The sequence below is a fragment of the Pseudoalteromonas luteoviolacea genome (genome assembly GCF_000814765.1).
Lineage (GTDB): Bacteria > Pseudomonadota > Gammaproteobacteria > Enterobacterales > Alteromonadaceae > Pseudoalteromonas > Pseudoalteromonas luteoviolacea_H.
Window position 1 is genome coordinate 893,865 of the sequence record NZ_JWIC01000007.1, and the last position, 18,014, is coordinate 911,878.

The 18,014-nt window shown below is 41.1% G+C and carries 14 protein-coding genes; 5 read left to right on the forward strand and 9 right to left on the reverse strand.

Annotated elements, in window-relative coordinates:
• Nucleotides 1-77: 77 nt before the first annotated feature.
• Together JF50_RS18185 and JF50_RS18190 are read left to right on the forward strand one after the other, a co-directional pair.
• A complete protein-coding gene (locus tag JF50_RS18185) occupies nt 78-6,206 on the forward strand; it encodes a DNA repair ATPase (RefSeq protein WP_080760285.1) in 6,129 nt (2,042 codons plus the stop codon).
• 105 nt (nt 6,207-6,311) lie between these two features.
• Entirely contained in the window at nt 6,312-6,533 is a 222-nt protein-coding gene (locus JF50_RS18190) for a hypothetical protein (RefSeq protein WP_039610778.1), read from the forward strand.
• Nucleotides 6,534-6,777: 244 nt separating this feature from the next.
• Here JF50_RS18190 and JF50_RS18195 read toward each other — a convergent pair whose 3' ends face one another.
• The 7 genes from JF50_RS18195 to JF50_RS18225 all read right to left on the reverse strand — a co-directional run bounded on the left by JF50_RS18195 (nt 6,778) and on the right by JF50_RS18225 (nt 13,310).
• Nucleotides 6,778-7,152 carry a hypothetical protein gene (locus JF50_RS18195; protein ID WP_039610779.1) on the reverse strand — a complete coding sequence of 125 codons (375 nt, stop codon included), beginning with the start codon at nt 7,150-7,152 and terminating at the stop codon, nt 6,778-6,780.
• A gap of 75 nt (nt 7,153-7,227) precedes the next feature.
• On the reverse strand, nt 7,228-8,166 hold the full coding sequence (locus JF50_RS18200) for a tetratricopeptide repeat protein (protein WP_039610780.1): 939 nt from the start codon (nt 8,164-8,166) through the stop codon (nt 7,228-7,230).
• Complete coding sequence (locus JF50_RS26265) at nt 8,166-8,645, reverse strand: hypothetical protein (RefSeq protein ID WP_052262438.1); 480 nt, start codon at nt 8,643-8,645, stop codon at nt 8,166-8,168. The genes JF50_RS18200 and JF50_RS26265 overlap by 1 nt, the downstream gene beginning before the upstream one ends.
• Nucleotides 8,635-9,972 (reverse strand): ATP-binding protein, encoded by a 1,338-nt coding sequence (locus tag JF50_RS18210; RefSeq protein ID WP_039610781.1) that lies wholly within the window; start codon nt 9,970-9,972, stop codon nt 8,635-8,637. Before JF50_RS18210 ends, JF50_RS26265 begins: the two co-directional genes overlap by 11 nt.
• A 390-nt stretch (nt 9,973-10,362) precedes the next feature.
• Nucleotides 10,363-11,331 (reverse strand): MBL fold metallo-hydrolase, encoded by a 969-nt coding sequence (locus JF50_RS18215; RefSeq protein ID WP_039610782.1) that lies wholly within the window; start codon nt 11,329-11,331, stop codon nt 10,363-10,365.
• Nucleotides 11,332-11,363: 32 nt separating this feature from the next.
• On the reverse strand, nt 11,364-11,852 hold the full coding sequence (locus JF50_RS18220) for a MarR family winged helix-turn-helix transcriptional regulator (protein WP_039610783.1): 489 nt from the start codon (nt 11,850-11,852) through the stop codon (nt 11,364-11,366).
• 180 nt (nt 11,853-12,032) lie between these two features.
• Entirely contained in the window at nt 12,033-13,310 is a 1,278-nt protein-coding gene (locus JF50_RS18225) for a dicarboxylate/amino acid:cation symporter (RefSeq protein ID WP_039610784.1), read from the reverse strand.
• Nucleotides 13,311-13,527: 217 nt separating this feature from the next.
• On the opposite strand from JF50_RS18225, the gene JF50_RS18230 reads away from it, so the two are divergent.
• The 3 genes from JF50_RS18230 to JF50_RS18240 all read left to right on the forward strand — a co-directional run bounded on the left by JF50_RS18230 (nt 13,528) and on the right by JF50_RS18240 (nt 16,355).
• Complete coding sequence (locus JF50_RS18230; RefSeq protein ID WP_039610785.1) at nt 13,528-14,241, forward strand: class I SAM-dependent methyltransferase; 714 nt, start codon at nt 13,528-13,530, stop codon at nt 14,239-14,241.
• Between the two features lie 37 nt (nt 14,242-14,278).
• Nucleotides 14,279-14,701 carry an energy transducer TonB gene (locus JF50_RS26270; protein ID WP_052262441.1) on the forward strand — a complete coding sequence of 141 codons (423 nt, stop codon included), beginning with the start codon at nt 14,279-14,281 and terminating at the stop codon, nt 14,699-14,701.
• Between the two features lie 385 nt (nt 14,702-15,086).
• Nucleotides 15,087-16,355 (forward strand): N-acetylmuramoyl-L-alanine amidase, encoded by a 1,269-nt coding sequence (locus tag JF50_RS18240; protein WP_327077603.1) that lies wholly within the window; start codon nt 15,087-15,089, stop codon nt 16,353-16,355.
• Between the two features lie 89 nt (nt 16,356-16,444).
• On the opposite strand, the gene sigZ is transcribed toward JF50_RS18240, so the two are convergent.
• Entirely contained in the window at nt 16,445-17,005 is a 561-nt protein-coding gene (gene sigZ, locus JF50_RS18245; protein WP_039610787.1) for an RNA polymerase sigma factor SigZ, read from the reverse strand.
• Nucleotides 17,006-17,051: 46 nt separating this feature from the next.
• Nucleotides 17,052-17,792 carry an arsenical resistance protein ArsH gene (gene arsH / locus JF50_RS18250; RefSeq protein ID WP_080760286.1) on the reverse strand — a complete coding sequence of 247 codons (741 nt, stop codon included), beginning with the start codon at nt 17,790-17,792 and terminating at the stop codon, nt 17,052-17,054.
• Nucleotides 17,793-18,014: the final 222 nt, after the last annotated feature.

Below are 18,014 nucleotides of genomic sequence, written 5' to 3' on the forward strand. Positions count from 1 at the left end.
AAATGACTAACAGAGCATGCGTTCTAGCATGCTCTTACCTTTCTAATTACCCTCCTTGTACAACAGGACAGTAGACTATGACGGACTCTGCAAATAATGCCGCACTAGAACAGGGCTCTTATGATTTAATCAAACGTCGTTTGAGTAATTCGGGTGCTCAATTGCGCACAGACATTGATTTACTCAACCAAAACCGTATTGATACCTTTGGCAGCACCGAAATCAAAGTGAAAGGGCGTGCGAGAGTAAGAACCGAGCACAATTGTATACCACGAGATATCGTGCTCATTGGTGATAAACTCATCTTTGCTTACAACGTATTTTTAGGATTGAAAAAGAATACCCAAGTAAGCGATGTGTTCAGTGTTCAAAAATTGGTTCAACAAGATGAACACTATGAGGTAGAAGCGTATCCAAGTGAAACAAAGTTTCTCACAGACAATCGATTTTTGAGAGATTTTGACGAGTTATATACCTATTACAAAGAAACCCGCTTACAGCATTTATTTCAGCAAAATGGCAAGCTTTACGCGTTATTTCAAATCGGTGATAAGCTCACTGATGTACGTGTTTTTCGCTGGGAGATTGCGGCAGATAATACCCTAGATTACATAGATAATCGTGGTGAACGTGATTTAAGTAACGGCCAAGATTATGATTTTGAGTGGATAAAAACGGATAGAAGTAACCATGTAGAAGGTCGTCATGGGCATATTAATATTCTTGATACCGTATTTGTTGAGACGGTTGGCGGTGATCTAACCATTAAAATCGAGAATAACACTGAAAGTGGCGAAGGGATCTATGCGGAGCCAGTCGAAGATAAAAACCAATCTCTCGCTGACTGTGATGTGGAGTATGCGAAGCTTGGCGAAATCATCTTACTTAAAGTGCTACCTTATCGAGAAAAGGTTTGGCGCTATTATATTTTTAACTGTGTGACCGAAAATGTCATCCGCCAAGATGCCATTTCCGATGCGTGCGTACAACTCCCTGATGACCACGGTATTATTTTCCCGGGGGGCTACTATTTACAATCAGGGCAGACGCGTTCGTTTGAAGATCACATTGAAAACTTAGAATTTCATAAGCAAATTAAATCGCCCAATGGCGAAGATGTATTATATGTTTTTTATGAGCCGAGCGAAGGGCGCTACGCATTATTTGCTTATAACCTGATCGAGAAAAGCCTTCAAAACCCAATCTACTGTCATGGTTATGGTGTTTATGAAGATGGTTTAACCATCACCTTCAAAGCCGAAAAAGAAGAGGCAGAGCGTGTTCACCCGATTCAGATCTGGGACAGTCCATTTTGCTCTGTTGAATTTGCTGCCAATGCCCCGACACCAAGCAGTATGTTGGGTAAAATTGGTAATCCAGATTTGGTCCGTGGTATTTCAGATCTATATAGTGTCTGCAAGGCCATCAGTGAGCAAAACCCTAATGTTTCTCACTATGAAAGTTTGATCTCTTTAACACGTAGTATCTTAGATAGATACCATTGGCTGACAGAGCCAGACTTTGCTCCGCTCAATACCCAATTGCATGAGATATTTGAAACCTCTGAGCAGGTTTTGGATGAGTTTGAAAAGGTCAGCCAAATACAAGAAACCGCCAAAAAAGCGTTGGCAGATATTGAGCAAGAATATAAAGCGATTACCAAGGATATTCGCCCTGATAGTTTTAAGCTCGCAACTGAATTTGTCACAGGCCTTGAAGCGCTTAAATTGCTTAAAGGCAAAATTATTAGCTTGGAAGAGGTGAAATATATAGACGTAGCAGCATTACAAGCGCTGCAAACACGTCTTGATGCGCTCACTTTAGATTTGAGTAAAGCAACCGCGCAATTTTTACAAAAGGAAGCGGCTTTAGCGCCTTATCATGACAAACTGGATGAACTGACCGGTTTGAGTGAGAAAAGCGAGAGTGTCACCGAGCTAAATGGGCTGTTAAGTGAGTTAGATGCGCTGGGTGATGAGCTTGATTTACTCAATCACACTATGCTTGATTTAGAAATCGATGATAGTCGTGTTAGAACCCAGATCCTCGAAGATGTCAGTGGCGTTTATGGCTTAGTTAATCGTGCAAAAGCCAGTATTGAAATTCGTCGAAAAAGTCTTGGCAGCGTTGAGGCAAAAGCGGAATTTGCAGCGCGCTTTAAGCTGTTCAGTCAAAGTATTACCAGTAGTTTGAACAATGCACGTACGCCTGAGCAATGTGATGAGCAGCTCTCTCGTTTGCTCATTCAATTAGAAGAGCTGGAATCCCAATTCAGTGAGTACGACGAGTATCTTGCTGAGATCATGGCCAAGCGCGATGATGTTTATGAAAGTTTTGAAGCACATAAACAGCAGCTGATAGATGAGAGGCAGCGTCGAGCGCTGAATTTGGCCAATGCCGCTGAGCGTATTTTGCAAGGGGTGACTAGACGCTCACAAAACTTCACTGATATTGATGAAATCAACAGCTACTTTGCTTCTGATCCGATGATCAGCAAATTACGTAGTTTGACGCAAGAGCTTAAAGAGCTCGGTGATGAGATCAAAGCAGATGATATTCAAGCCAAGTTAAAAGCCGCCAAAGATCAGGGTGTCCGCTCACTGCGTGATAAGCAGGATATATACAGCGATGGTGGCAACTCAGTCAAAATTGGTAAGCATAATTTTGGTGTTAACAAGCAGCAACTTGATCTGACTTTATTACCTCGTGACGAAGACTTAATGTTTCATCTGACTGGTACTGAGTATTTTGAGCCGATTGGGGATAAAAGCATTCGAGAGACCTTGTTGGCTTATCGTCCTTACTGGCAGCAGAATTTAGTCTCTGAAAATAACGACATATATCGTGGGGAGTTTTTAGCCGCGCAAGTACTGACTGCGGCTACAGACCCGACTCACGCACTGACGCTTGATGAGTTAAATGCGGCGATAGGTGAGGAAACACTGCTCACATTAGTGCAAAAATTTGCTGAGCCTAGATACCAAGAGGGTTATGAAAAAGGCATTCATGACCATGATGCAACCCTGATATTACAAAACTTGCTGGCACAAAAGCAGGCGTTAGGATTATTGATATACCCTACTTCAGCGCGAGTTGTCGCACAGTTATATGCAAACCAATGTGATGACAAACAATTAATCAAGTGGCGTGAGCAATCTAAGCAGGCTGAGTTGATGGAGAGCTTGCTAGGTGATGCGCGATTTAAAGTGCAGCTAGCCACTGAACTTGGTGAGGTGATCACTCAGTTTGCACAAACCGAGTTAAACCGTTATCTGGGTTATACGTCTGCCTTATCCGGTCAGTTAAGTGCTGAATATTTAATTAAAGAATTGGCGCAGAGTAAAAAAGAGCTTACTTTTTCGACCTCTCATACGGTCAAAAAATTAGCGGAGCAATTTAACAGCATCGCTAGAAGTAAAGGGTTTGCAGGCTCACTACAAGATACGCTGCAGGCACTGGAGCATTTGCAAGATCAAGCCATTATGGCAACCAGCTGGCTTAATGCCTATGGGCAACAGCATGAGACAGAGGTCAGTCCCGATCAATTGATTGAAGCGGCCAATATGGTGCTATTACAGCATTTAAAAACGGCTAAGTTTACCGCGCAAGATGTGACCACTTCTAATCAAGTTAATGGACTGTTAGGTCAACATATTCGTATTAATGAGCAAACATTAACGCTTGAATACTCAGAGTTTTTTGCGCGTACAGAGCTATATTTGGCTGAACATGTTCGTGGTTTTAGTCACTATCATGAAATTAAGTCTGATATTTTAGCTGAGCAAAAGGAGCGCTTGCAGCTCGATGAATTCAAGCCCAGACCGTTGAGCTCTTTTGTTCGTAACCAGTTGATTGATAAAGTTTACTTTCCAATTATTGGTGATAACCTCGCGAAGCAAATTGGTGCGTCAGGTAATAATAAACGTACTGATTTAATGGGGATGTTATTGCTTATTTCTCCACCGGGTTACGGTAAAACGACGCTGATTGAATATGTTGCGAATCGACTTGGCTTAACCTTTGTCAAAGTGAATTGTCCTTCAATTGGTCATGATCAGGTTTCACTTGACCCAGGCCAAGCGATCAATGCAACGGCCGCAAAAGAGATTGAAAAAATCAATCAGAGCTTTGAAATGGGCAATAACGTCATGCTCTATTTGGATGATATTCAGCATACCAATCCGGAATTTTTACAAAAGTTCATTTCACTCTGTGATGGCTCTAGGCGTATCGATGGGGTATGGAACGGTCGCAGTAAAACTTATGACCTACGAGGTAAAAAGTTTGCTGTTGTGATGGCGGGCAACCCTTACACAGAATCTGGTGAGAGCTTTAAAATTCCAGATATGTTGGCCAACCGTGCCGATATTTACAACTTAGGTGATACCTTATCGGGGTGTGAGCAAGAGTTTGCGATGAGCTTCATCGAAAATGCACTCACCTCAAATGCGGTACTTGCGCCACTTGCCAATCGAAACATGCAGGATTTGTATAAATTAGTGCGTATTGCGCAAGGTGAAGATATCTCTTTGAATGAGTTGGAGCATAACTATTCGCAGGCGCAAGCAAACGAAATAGTATCTGTACTACAAAAGCTGATCCAGATAAGAAATACGGTTTTAAAAGTGAATGCCCAGTATATTGCCTCTGCTGCGCAAGACGATGATTATCGAATTGAGCCGCCGTTTAAGCTACAAGGCAGTTATCGAAACATGAATAAGATGGCTGAAAAAGTAGTGGCGGCAATGAATGATGAGGAATTAGAGAACCTCATTCAAGACCATTACCGTGGTGAGGCGCAAACGCTCAGTAAAGGCAGTGAGGAAAACCTCCTTAAACTCGCTGAGCTACGGGGGACGTTGGACGATCAGGCAAGAGCGCGCTGGCAACAGATCTTAGATGATTATGCGCTGCTTAACCGAGCCAATGATGCAGGTAGTCCTGTATTACTTGCAGTTGAGCAACTAGGTGAGCTTAATGAGTCACTCAACAGCATTGCAACAAAGCTGGACAAAGAGCAGTTAAGTCATAATTACTCAGCTCTGTTTGAATCGCTTAATCACGCGATCAGTGCACAAGACGCCAACCATAGCATACAGTCGGTGGCTAATGTGATTGAACGCAATGCGCAGCAGTCACCACTGACAGCATCCTTTGAGCAGCTAACGGGGCTTTTGGCCGAACAGCATCAACAAAGCCAAGCGCACAGTGATCATATAGTGCATCAAGGTATGAATGCGACTGAGACACTGGTGAGTAAGGTGAATGATGCTTTGGCACAGCTCACTGATGCTTTAAGTACCCAGTCAGAACGTTATTCAGAGCAAGCACAGCTTGATGAGCAAAGAGCGGATAATAGACTTGCTTCACAGCATGCTTTAACAGAGGCACTGTCTGAGCGGTTACAACTGCTTACCAACGCAATTGAGCACCAACATGACAGCCAGATTAGCAGTGCAGAGCATAGTGCTTCAAAACACAGTGAAGCAATGGCAAAACAAGGCGCAGAGCTAACAAAGTTAGCTGATGAATTGGTGAAGGTATGCGGTGAGTTAAGTACACAAAACACGCTTAAGCAGTCGTATGTAGAGCAATCAATTGAACATCAGCAAGCGTTAGTCGAGGGGGTTTCCAACAAGTTGGACCATATGGCTAAGGTGTTGGAAGCACAAAACCCAGTTGCACACCACACACGTCAGTCCGAGCTGTTAGCGCAACAAAATGATGCGTTAAAGGCGATTGCTGAGCAGTCAAATTTGACGACCGCTTTATCTGGGCTTAGTCGAGAGTTAATGCATAGCCAAGATGCGTTAGGGCTCAAATTCAAAGAAGCGCTTGAGTCAAGCCAGCATCAAACGGCAAAGCAACTTTCAAGTGTGTCAGGGAGCCTGCAACAACACCAAGATGAACTGACTTCACAAACACAAGCTCAAAGCTCAGTGTTAGAGCAGTTAGTTGTCCAACTACGAGAGCAAGTTATCAGCTCACAGCAGTCTAAACCGAGTGAGGAAGTGGCACTTGCGCTGAGTGAGTTGGTCAACACGGTTTTACCTTCGTTGATGCAACAGGCTGAGCAATCAAGCACCCTAGATCCGGAGCTTGGTCGCAAAGTGGATGTGATTCTAGAGCGTCTCGCACGTATTGAGCGACTGCCTGCGCCGAGTCAAAACTCAAATCAAAATAGCGATAACCCTTATATGCTGTAGCATATGAACAATGGAAAAGCCGATAGCGTATGCCACCGGCTTTTTCTACCTCTGGATTTGAAAACATATTATTCACCGATAAATGTACTGTGGAGCATGACCTGCATGTCAACTATACGTCCTTTCTTTAGACTACTTGCAGGGTTTGCTGCACTGCTGTTTTGGGGGGATTCGTTTTTCCAACTCTTGGGGCTAATTGGCACAGAGTCTACAGAATTGCTTAATTGGTTTCATTGCATTAGTAGTTTTGGTGTTGCGCTTGGTTTTTCTTATATCTCGATCGCTGGGCGTTTACCACGAATGCCTTTTGATATGTTTTTTAGGTAGTCACCAGTTATATTCAATCAAGTGTGTTGTCATTAATCTCTAATTTAAATTTAAGTCCCAGATAGCGACAGGATTACACCTTTTTAAATTGACCTTTTTGCATGGGTAAGTAATGTGAGTATGTTTAGGACAATCATGCAGGTGGCGCTGAGATGTATAGGGTTTTGTGGTGGACTGAAAAGCCGACACTACTTGTATCGGCCTATCAGCGAATCATCGATTAGAGCATAGTCTAATGCAGATTTTAGCTATCTACGTTAGATTGTTCACTATTAGAGAGGTGTGGCCCTTTTTTGAAAATGATTTTTTCATTGCATTCAATACAATAGCAATAGTTTGCAAAAAACTCGGCCTCAACCATAAAAGAAAAAGGCCTCAATAATTTAGGTATTGGTTCGCTTAGCTGTGATTTTTTAGATATCTGATCGATAAATGGCAGCGCTTTGCCATTACAGTGCGGGCATCGCGTTGAATACGCCAACCCTAACCACAACATGGGCGCTACAACGGCACTGGCTATGAGCATATGTCGAGCCATATCCAAATCAATAAAACTGACTAAGTGAGACTTGGTCAGTATTCCATATATTGCAGCCAAAACAATGAGTAAGATATTCAAAACCGATACTCCATAATAAAGCTTGAATCTCACGACAGACCTTTTTGATTAAAAATAATGACGTAAAACTGTCTATCAGAAAGTTTTATCGAGTGTGACGGTTTCTAATTCCGCTTTCAGTTTTTTATTAAACCAGACAGGGCCTACCCACATGTAAGCAACAATGCCTAACCAAAGCATTGATACTACTGAACCTATGGTTTCAAATCCAGCATCGTCTAGCCCGATGGCGAACACGCGAAAGACAATATAGGCGGTGATGAGTAATAATATTGTTCTGGTATTACTCCCGCTGACAAGCCAAGTATTTAATCGCCACCAAACGCCCATCGCGGCATTTTGTCGAGCTTTTATATTTGTTAATAATGTCAGGGCATCATGGTCATTTGGATCTTGTTGCAAAGCCCATATTGCGTGTTCTTTGGATTCTGTGATCTCACCTTGACGCAATAAACAATGTCCTTTACCTATCAATGAGCCGCTGTGTTGAGGTTCGATCATCAGCGCTTCATTATAATAGACTTGTGCTTGATTCAAGTCGTTTAAGTGAAGCCACAAGTCCCCAAATTTCGCCAAAACATCTGGGTCATCAGGGGCAATCTCTAGCGCGCGCGTTAGCGTAGACTTTGCTTCCTCAAGACGTCCTTTATCTAACAGCACAGCACTGAGCGCTTCTAAAAAACTCGGATTTTCTGGGTCGAGGGCAGTGGCTTGCTCAAGGTGAGTTAATGCAGCTTGATAATCTTTTTTAACGTGCAACAAGCAGCCCAATACATAGTGGGCATAAGCTGAGTTTGGGTCGAGCTCTAACCCTAATTTTGCCTCATATTCTGCGGCATAAATCCGCTTTTGCTTTATTAAGCCAAACGACAAATAGCTATGTAGAACCCCATTGTTAGGTGCGATGGACAAAGCGACTTTGAGTGCTTCTATACCACCGTTATAGTCACCATAACGGTATCGTTGTGAGGCTTGTTCAATTAAGTTGTCTATTGAGTTGTCGTTGTAATCCATTATTGTGTACCCGTTAGTAGATGAGTTATGGCAAATATTTCAAGTTTCTTACCAAAAAATAGGGCCAAGAATAAGCCGAACACTGGCGTTGCAACTTTGCCATCAAAATACTCATAGATATCAAAACTTTCTTTTTGCATTAAAAAAATCTTGTAACAAAAGATAAGCTCTATACTGATGATGAACAGGTTAATATACTGCGGATTGATGCCGTTAATCGTACCGTTACTTTGCAATACGCTTACGCCTGTGTACAAAGCAAAGAAAGAGATAAAAGCGCAGCCAATGATAACTAGCTCTTTATTACGAGAGGGGCTATTTAATGCGAAGCTGTTGAGCGTTGACCATGCCCAGCTAAACAAAGGACCACCGAGCATAAAGCCAAGTAAAGGCCACATTGGATCTACGGTTGTATGAGAGAGCTTGTTGCTCTTAGGTTCATCGATTATTTGATATCCATGCATCGTGCTATTTTCCATACTTTTTCAAAAAAGCCATTACTTCGTCATATTGCCCAGCATCATTTGCATATTTAGCATAATTTCTGGCCATAGTGAGCCACTCTAATGTGGTTGGTTTGCTAATATTCATTGCGTCATTCACATGCTTTTGATTCAGAGGGACTTCTACCCCATTTGCAATAGAGTCATCAATAGCTTCATCGACTGCTGACTCGATTAAATTCATTAAATCTGCACCAGAAAAGCCGCTTGTTTGATTGGCAATTTTTTCTACGTTGATTGACTCGCCGCCTGGCCTATCTTTCAATAGCCCTTTTATTATCTCGACGCGCGCTGCTTGATCCGGTGGTGCAATAAACACAACGCGATCAAATCGACCTGGACGCCGAAATGCAGGGTCAATTGCCCACGGGACATTGGTTGCCCCAAGTACCAATACGCCTTGGTTATCTTGCGCGAAACCATCTAACTCAGATAAAAATTGACTTACTAATTTTGATGACGTTGCTTCTCTAGTGTGCTGACGCTTGGCTGCTAAGGCTTCTATTTCATCGAAGAAAATGACTGCTGGCGTGTTTGCTCGGGCTTGCTCAAAAATAGCATGAAGTTTGCGCTCAGACTCCCCAATATACATGTCTAATATGTCTGAAATGACCACGTTATAAAACGTTGCATTGCACTCTCCGGCTGTTGCTCGAGCGAGTAAAGTTTTACCGCAACCTGGGGGACCATATAAGAGAATACCGCCACCTACTTTCTTCCTGAACTTGCTAAACAGAGAAGGTTTTTGAAATGGCGTAATGATTTTCTTGCGTATCTGTTTTTTAACTTGGTCTAATCCGCCGACGTCATCAAATGTAATGGTGTCTTTTGGTGGGTGAATGACACGTGTTACTTCAATCGTATCAGTATCGTCATTTGAAATAACACGTAATTTCATTTTTTTGTCAGCGGGTGACGGAATGATGTCTGAACGCAATATTTTTGCATATTCAAGATCTTCTAATGCTGGGTTGTCACTAATCGCTTGTTCATAAAATGCCTTCGCATTTACCAAGTCGTTTAAAGCATTATATGCCTGTGATCGGATTATATTGATATCTGGCGTCGTGAGTGTAAGTGTCTGTAGTGCGGTTTCGGGTTGCTCCATTGCTAAGAATACTTTCGCAGCTATGGGCTGCTGAATTTGATCTAGTGTGCCTAGCTCAATATCCTTAAGTAGTTCATATGCGCACTCAGGTTCGTTGTTTTCAAAATATGCTTGAACAATTGTAAACCTTAAATGCAAGTTTTCAGGGCTTTGGGATAGCGCTGTCTCAAGGCTGTGTAGCAGATTTTTGTCCATTGATTATTTCTTCTTAGTTATGGATGTGAAAGATGGGAAATCTATTACTTGTGTGTGATAACGTATGAAACGAGTATGGGTAATACAGTGTTTGCTTTAAGCCGTCCAATTTGGTTGATTATTCCCTGTACCGGAACAAAGTCTAACGAATTTCAGGTGAAAAGAAAAGTCGGTTGCTGCTGCAAATTTACGGATATTAGAGCAGGTAAATACATTGAAACCGCATAGCTATAAAGGGATTATGATTTTACATTGTCATACAGGTGTATGGGCAGTTATCTAAAACTCACTATCTATGGGTGATGCCAATACAACGCTGGCTGGCAAGCCCGTACGACCTGACTTTTTAAGCTATGTTGATTTGTATCGTTTACTTTAATTGATGAATACCTAGTCTTTAAACCACCTAGCCAGATTACTTATGGTTTTTTGAAATAAGCTCATCGGCTTGATAATGAATCGGTCAAATACCAACTCGGTTGGAGCTTGGTTTGTATGCAACGCATCATTGAGCATATGAAGCTGTATCACGTCTAAATCTAAGTGTGACTCATGAGGCTGATACGTTGAACCAATTGGGTAATACTGTTTTGGTACATTTTTCATTTCTATATGGGCGCCTAATATTGCGCTCACAGCGTTATCTTTTGCGAATTGACTCAGCTTATTGATACTGTATTTGTAAGCGTCCCAGTCTTTAATATAGATGTATCCGGGGTAAAGTGTGTCGCCTGTTAATAGCCATTTATTATGCGGATCATAGATACTCAAACTTTCCTCTTGGTGGCCTGGTGTGGGCAGAATTGTTAAGGCTCTACCGCCAAGGTCGATGAGCGCCTGTTCATCAGGCCAGCTTTTAAATTTAAAGTAGGCTTGTAAAGCAGTCTTTGAAGGCCGGATAAGTGTTGTATTCGGTTGGCCGTCGAAAACCCAGTCACCTTGGTGGTGATCACTGTGTCCATGCGAGTGTATAACGAGCAGTTCTTTGTCTGAGAGTTGCTTTTTACCTAACAACTTTTCGAGTGTTTGATACAAATTATACGAAGTGCCTTTTCCCAAAGCGCCTGTGTCTAAAACTAAGATAGCTTGCTGGCCAACCAATACATAAATAAAAGGCGCTTCATATGTTAAGCACTTGCTTTGTCTAATAATATAAGTGCTTGCATCATGCTGATAAATATCATGGGCAGCCTCTTGTGATGCGTCACAATTTTGAGCTCCGTGGTGCCATTTGAGTTTAGTGAGCACGGTGTTTGGCAATGATGTTTCGTTGTTCGTAGAGTACGTGTTTAGGGTGCGCTCTGTGTGAATTGAACAGCCACTTAAGAGTAAAAGTAATAAAGAAATATACGCTTTCATATCGCCACCCTTTATATAATTTGATGTTTGTTTTAATGCTGTGATTTATCCAATGCTGCTAGGCGTTGCATAAGCGGCGTCTCGATGAGTGCTTTTTCAGCTTCTCGCACTTTTTGTAATAAGTCACATTCGATTTGTTTAGTGAGCTCAGTGAATACTTCAGTCATTTTTGACGTCAAAGGCTTTAATTGCATCACTTCTTGCTGACCAAGTTCGGTTAAATGCAGCGTTTTTGCGCGCTTGTCTTTTGGGTTAGGTTTTCGACAAACTAAATCAAGCTTGACCAGAGTATGTATTCTTTGTGTCGCCATCTGATGGGTAACACAAAGCGCTTCGGCTAATTCAGCGACAGTTACGCCGCTGTTTTTCTCTAGGAAATACATGCTTGATATCGCAGTGCTGGGTATGGTGATGCCATAACTTTGAATAGCGGTTGTGCCTTGCTCGCTGATTAAGTCTGATAAACGTCGACAAAAGTGCGCCAAAAATGCTTGGTCTAAGCTCTCTAAATATGAACTCATGATACATCTTAAAATTATACAGGTACTTGTACATTAGCATGCGTGCGTATTTATACAAGTACTTGTATAAATAAAATAGTGTAAGTGATTAACATTTGAGTTGAGGCGATGATGCTTGTGGCGTTGTTGGGTGAAAACAAGCAATGACTGCCAATTCTAATCAATAAGTGTAGATGTGTTCTACACGGCTTTATTTAGCCATCGATTCATTAATAGGCATGCAGTGAGATCCCCTGTGACATTCAACGTTGTTCGACACATATCTAAAATTCTGTCTACACCTAAGATCAGTGCAATACCAGAGGGGGGAATACCAAAGCTGGTCAATACTGAAGCGAGTATTACAATGCCTACCCCCGGTGTACTTGGAGAGCCAATTGATGCACCAACCGTAGTCAGCATTAACAGTATGATTTGACTGTGTGACAATTCTATACCAAACACTTGCGCTAAAAATAGGGCCGCAATGACTTGGTATAGTGCCGTTCCATCCATATTGATGGTCGCGCCAAGTGGGATGATAAATTGTGCAATCGGTTTTTTTACGTGTAACTTGTGTTTTGCAATTTTCATCGATAGTGGCATCACAGCAGCTGAGCTTGATGTCGAAAATGCAAGAAGTTGAGCATCTTTAATTGTGCTTAAGAATTGCCATGGTGGAATTTTTCCAATCATAAAAACCAGCAGTAAATAAACACACAGCAGCACCACTAACCCCAACAAAACGGTCATGACATATGCGGAAACGCCAATCAATGCTTCAACACCAATTCGTATTGTGATATCACACAGTAAGCCAAATACTGCCAAAGGCGCCAATTTCATTGCCCAATTAACGACTTTGAGAGAGAGTGTTTGTACCGACTCTGTAATATCGAGCAGCAAACCTTTTTGCTTTCTAACTAAAGAAGTCATGGCGACGCCAATAAACCCAGAATATAAGACAACCGCAAACATGTCTTTGTCGAGCGCAGACTGAGTGAAGTTTGCAGGGATCATGGCGGCGACTCTTTCTGGGATACTTGAGGCGCTAATCTCGGTAGATATTGCAACGGCATTTACTCCGAGGTCTTTTAATAACTTACCATCGACAAAGTAACCTGGTGTGATGACTGCCGCAATTGCTACACCGATACTGACAGAGATGATGGTTGTTATTACAAAATAAGGAAAGATCCGCAGACCAACCTTTTTTAAAAACTCAGTGTCTTGATTTCCCGCAATACCTAAAATAATAGATGACATGACCAGTGGAATGACGACCATTTGGATCAAGGCTAAAAACAATTTCCCAGGCAAAGCAACCCATAAAGCAACCTGTTGTGCGTTTTGCTCGTTTAGAGCACCTAACCCTTTAGGAGAGAGTATTAATCCAATCATTAAGCCGAAAATTAAAGCGAAAATGATTTTCTGCCAAAGTGCTATTTTATTTAATTTTTGTTGGATAGATTGAGCCATTTAACTCTCCGATCTCACCGCGTAAATCGATTTTACCTACCCCTGTAGCGCAATAATTTGATTCCCATCAATGGCGATGCGTATCTATGCCGATTGCATAACAGTATGGTTAGTACGTCAGCGTATTAGTCGTTTCATTCTATAAATACACCTTGATTTTACATTTTATAGATATTTGTGTTACCTTTTCGCTGTATCTGTATGGGGTAATTAATCAATGGAATATAATAGTCCTTTAGGGAAAGCGAAAGCACAGGGTTTAATTGCAAGGTTGCAGTTACCCCCAGCATCAAATGTGTTAGAGGTTGGGTGTGGAAATGGTAAGTTTTTACATCGGGTTTTGGCAGCCTATGATGTCCATGTGGTAGGAGTGGATGTTGATAATGTGCTTATTGAACAAGCATATAATTATGCATTGACACACTTTGAGTCAAGTCGCTTTGAGTTTATTAATAAAGAGATTAAAGCGCTAGAACTGCCTTTAAATCACTTTGATTTAATAATTTGCAATGGCGCTACTCATGCGTATGGAGAAGGCTCTAATGCGTTATTTTGTGCATTATCTGAGACGTATCACTTATTAAAACCCAATGGCAAGCTTCTACTGGGGGAGTGCTATTGGAAGCAGCCGCCGAAGAAAGGGTATTTAGATATACTTGGTGTCACAGAGGATATATATCACTCGCATCACGATAATATAAAGGAAGCGCGAAAAGTCGGTTTCACAGCTTTATATGCGACGACGAGCAGTGATGAGGACTGGGATAACTTTGAGTGGGGTCGTGTGATGCACACACAAACATTGTTAGAAGAATCCCCAAATAACGAGGCACTGAAATCAAAGGCTCAGCAGTTAGACTCATGGATTGATACTTACCTTGAGTCGGGAAGAGATACATTAGGCTATGGCTTTTATTTATTTAAAAAATAGCTTTTAAAAAATATTCACTTAAGTATAAGGAAATCATATGAAGGTAATTACAATCGCGCTGATAACGGCATTTTTAACAGGTTGTGCATCACAGCAGGGGATTGATGGCACGAAAGAAAAGCCTATTCTTGATTTAACTTCTTCTAAAAAGGATGTCGAGCTATATTGGTATAATACTAGGAAAGTAGCGCCCGTTTATCCATTTAGTGCCGCAATAAAAGGGGTAAGTGGTTGTGTAGAGTTTGAGTTCGTGATTTCTAGTGAAGGAAAAGCAACAGATATTGAGACAATTAAGTCAATTCCTGGAACTAGATTCATTTCCGCAGCTAAAAAAGCACTCAGACAGTTTAAATGGCAGCCCGTTGAGAGCAATAAATTCGCCCAACCAGCCAGAACGACATTGGAATTAGGATTCTCCACAGACCTTTCTAAACCAGTTGAAAATTGTGATCCATTATAATCATTAAATGAAGTTGACCTGAGTTTATGCAAGGCTTTTTCAAGCTTTGCATTTTTTATTTTAGTGTCTAATTAGATCACTTGAAATAACCTTTATCCTGAGCCTAAGTACTGAGTAACTTGCCTGAGATGTTGAAATTTACACAGTGATGATTAAGAAAGGGGCGTATCTATTTTAGCATTTAAAGAAGCGCTTCTGATAAAATTCAGCCCTAAGCATGATGATTTGTGCACTTCACCGAATTAAAGTTCACTTACATTATTTATTTTACTAATATAATCTATATTAATGCAGTATGTTTGCTATAAAGGGCACGCTTTGAAAATCAGTTTAGAATCCAAAAAAATGGTTAGCAAGTTCAGTTATAGCGATCGTTTTAGTTTTAGTGACCATCAATAGTACACAAGTATATGCTCAAAACGGGATAGAGTCGGTACGGCTCTGGTCTGCCCCTTCAAGCACTCGGGTGGTTTTTGATTTAAAAGACAAGCCAGATTACTCATTTTTTAGTCTACGTTCTCCCAATCGACTAGTGATTGATTTTAATAATAGTAGCTCTGAAATTAACTTTAAAAACTTGACTCAACGCGATCTCCGGGTCAAAAAAGTGCGTGCAAGTACACCTAAAAATAACGCATCAAAACGTATTGTTCTGGAGTTAGAAAGTACCTATAAGTTAGTTGTTTTCCCTTTGGCTCCAACCGGTCAATATGGTCATAGATTAGTGGTTGAGTTACACGATACCGTCACAGCGAAACAAACGGTAAAAAGCAAGACAGATGAGGAAAATAGAGATGTTGTCGTAGCAATTGTCGCTGGGCACGGCGGTGATGACCCAGGCTCCATCGGGTATAACGGAAGCTATGAAAAACATGTAACATTAGCGATAGCTAAAAAGTTATCTGCTCAACTTAATGCGCATTCAGGTATGAAGGCAGTGTTGATCAGAACCGGTGATTATTTTGTCAGACATGAAAGAAAACCTCGAATGGCAAGAAAGCACAAAGCGGATTTATTGATTTCAATCCATGCAGATGCTTTTACTTCTTCTCAACCGAATGGCGCCTCTGTATTGGTACAATCTGCACGAAGAGCGAATTCTGAGTTTACAAAGGTCATTGCTAATCGTGAAAAGGAATCGCAGTTGCTCGGGGGCGCAGGTGAAATAATCAAAAATACACAAGATGATAATTTGGCAGTGATCCTTGCTGATATGACCAAAGAGTTTACGACGCAAAGCAGCTATGTTTTCGCCACAAAAGCTTTAAAAGAATTAAAAAAAGTCACTAAGTTACATAAGAAGAAGCCGGTAGGGTTGAGCTTGGCTGTATTGACGGCGCAAGATATTCCGTCGGTCCTGATTGAAACGGGTTTTATTTCCAACCCTAAAGATGAAAAAAACTTAAATAACCCAACCCATCAAAAAAAGTTGGCGGTGGCTATAACTAATGCAATTTTAAATTATTTTAATCAATACCCACCTAAAGGCTCCTTATTAGCGAGTAAAAACGTGCCAGTGCACAAGGTAGCAAATGGAGAATCGTTATCGCTGATCGCACAGCGGTATAATGTTTCTTTATCGGCTCTTAAAAAAGAAAATGGACTGAAATCTAACATTATCCATGTTGGACAGAAGTTGACGATCCCAAAGTGATAAGTCTGTAATTTAGCGCATTTTATAAGCATGCGCTGATTCAAAAATTCAAAAAGTGAATTAAATTCTGGTACATATTTATATGCCCCTTATTTATTTGCAGACTTTAAGTTGCGTGTATTAAAGTCCGCTTTAGGGTGATATTCAATAAGGTTACCATGTGTATCCAATTCATATTCACAACAGGCGTGAAATACGTCATTCAGCTCAGTTCTCGCTTTTTGCACTTGAGATTTAACCGTTGAGTAGCTGATAGATAACTCTTGAGCAAGTTGTTTTTGAGTTTTACCCTCCAGTTCAACTTCTTCCAGCAAAGATGCGCTTTTCTCTGGCAGCGCTTGAATAAATGGTCGGATACACTGTGCAAGCTCCATTTTGATGTTTCTCTCATCAGGTTCGTACCATAACTGAAGAGTTTGAATATGTTTTTCTTGTCCATTTTTGCGGTAATAATCGATCACAGTATGGTGTGCAACTTGAAAGAGCCATGCTTTGATACTGCTTTTTTCATTTATAGTATGCATGGCGATGTGTGTTTTAAGTAGAACATCTTGCAGTAAGTCTTGTACATCATCTGGGTTAGAGACTTTGCTATGTAAAAAGGCTTTTAAACTACTTCTATATTCTTGCCAGATTTCATCTATGGTCATATTTAATTCTCAAAAGAGCAATAGTGGCCACTATTGCTCATATATTTTAGCAGCATGAAACCTGCTTGTTTTCACTTGGTGTTTTTGATTCGACGATATCCGCCATTGCAGAGCTTAATTTCGCTTGCTGCTTAACGGGTGCTTTACGCTCGCTATATCTATCTACTAGAAAGCTTTTATGGTCTCGCGTCAAATAAGTAAATCGCATCAGTTCTTCCATCACATCGACCATTCTATCTCTGTAACTGCTAGGTTTCATGGTGCCATCGTCATTAAATTCGTTATACGCTTTTGCCACTGATGATTGGTTAGGAATGGTGAGCATACGCATCCAGCGGCCCAAAATACGCATATTGTTAACGGCATTAAAACTTTGAGAGCCTCCGCTTATTTGCATTACGGCGAGTACTTTACCTTGCGTCGGCCTTACAGCGCCAATGGACAGTGGGATCCAATCTATTTGGTTTTTGAGCACCGCGGACATGTTACCGTGTAACTCTGGAGAGCTCCAAACTTGCGCTTCTGACCAAGTAACTAAGTCTCGAAGTTCTTTGACTTTAGGATGTTCTGAGTTTGCTCCATGGTCAAATAAAGGCAAGTCTTGAGGGTCAAAATATTTCACTTTAGCACCCATATAAGTCAGTATGTTTCCCGCTTCGATGGCTGCTTTTTTACTGATAGAGTTAGGTCTGAGTGAGCCATATAAAATCAATACTTTTGGCTTTTGTGTATTGAGTACGTTGGTTGGATATAGTAAATCGAATGAATGGGCTTTTAGATAGTGCATATACATCTCCAAAATGATTAACACTTATAAGACGGGAGAGTTCTAAAAAAGACGAAAATAGTTTTAATGCCCAACAAAAAATAACATTTTACATTTTATTTCTTTTTGTTTTATTGTTCTATTTGTGTGGTTTTTACCTTTTATGTCATTGACATAAAAGGTAAATAGTGATTAAAACGACACTAACAGCATTTGCTGCGACTGTGGCTACGTCACTGCCTA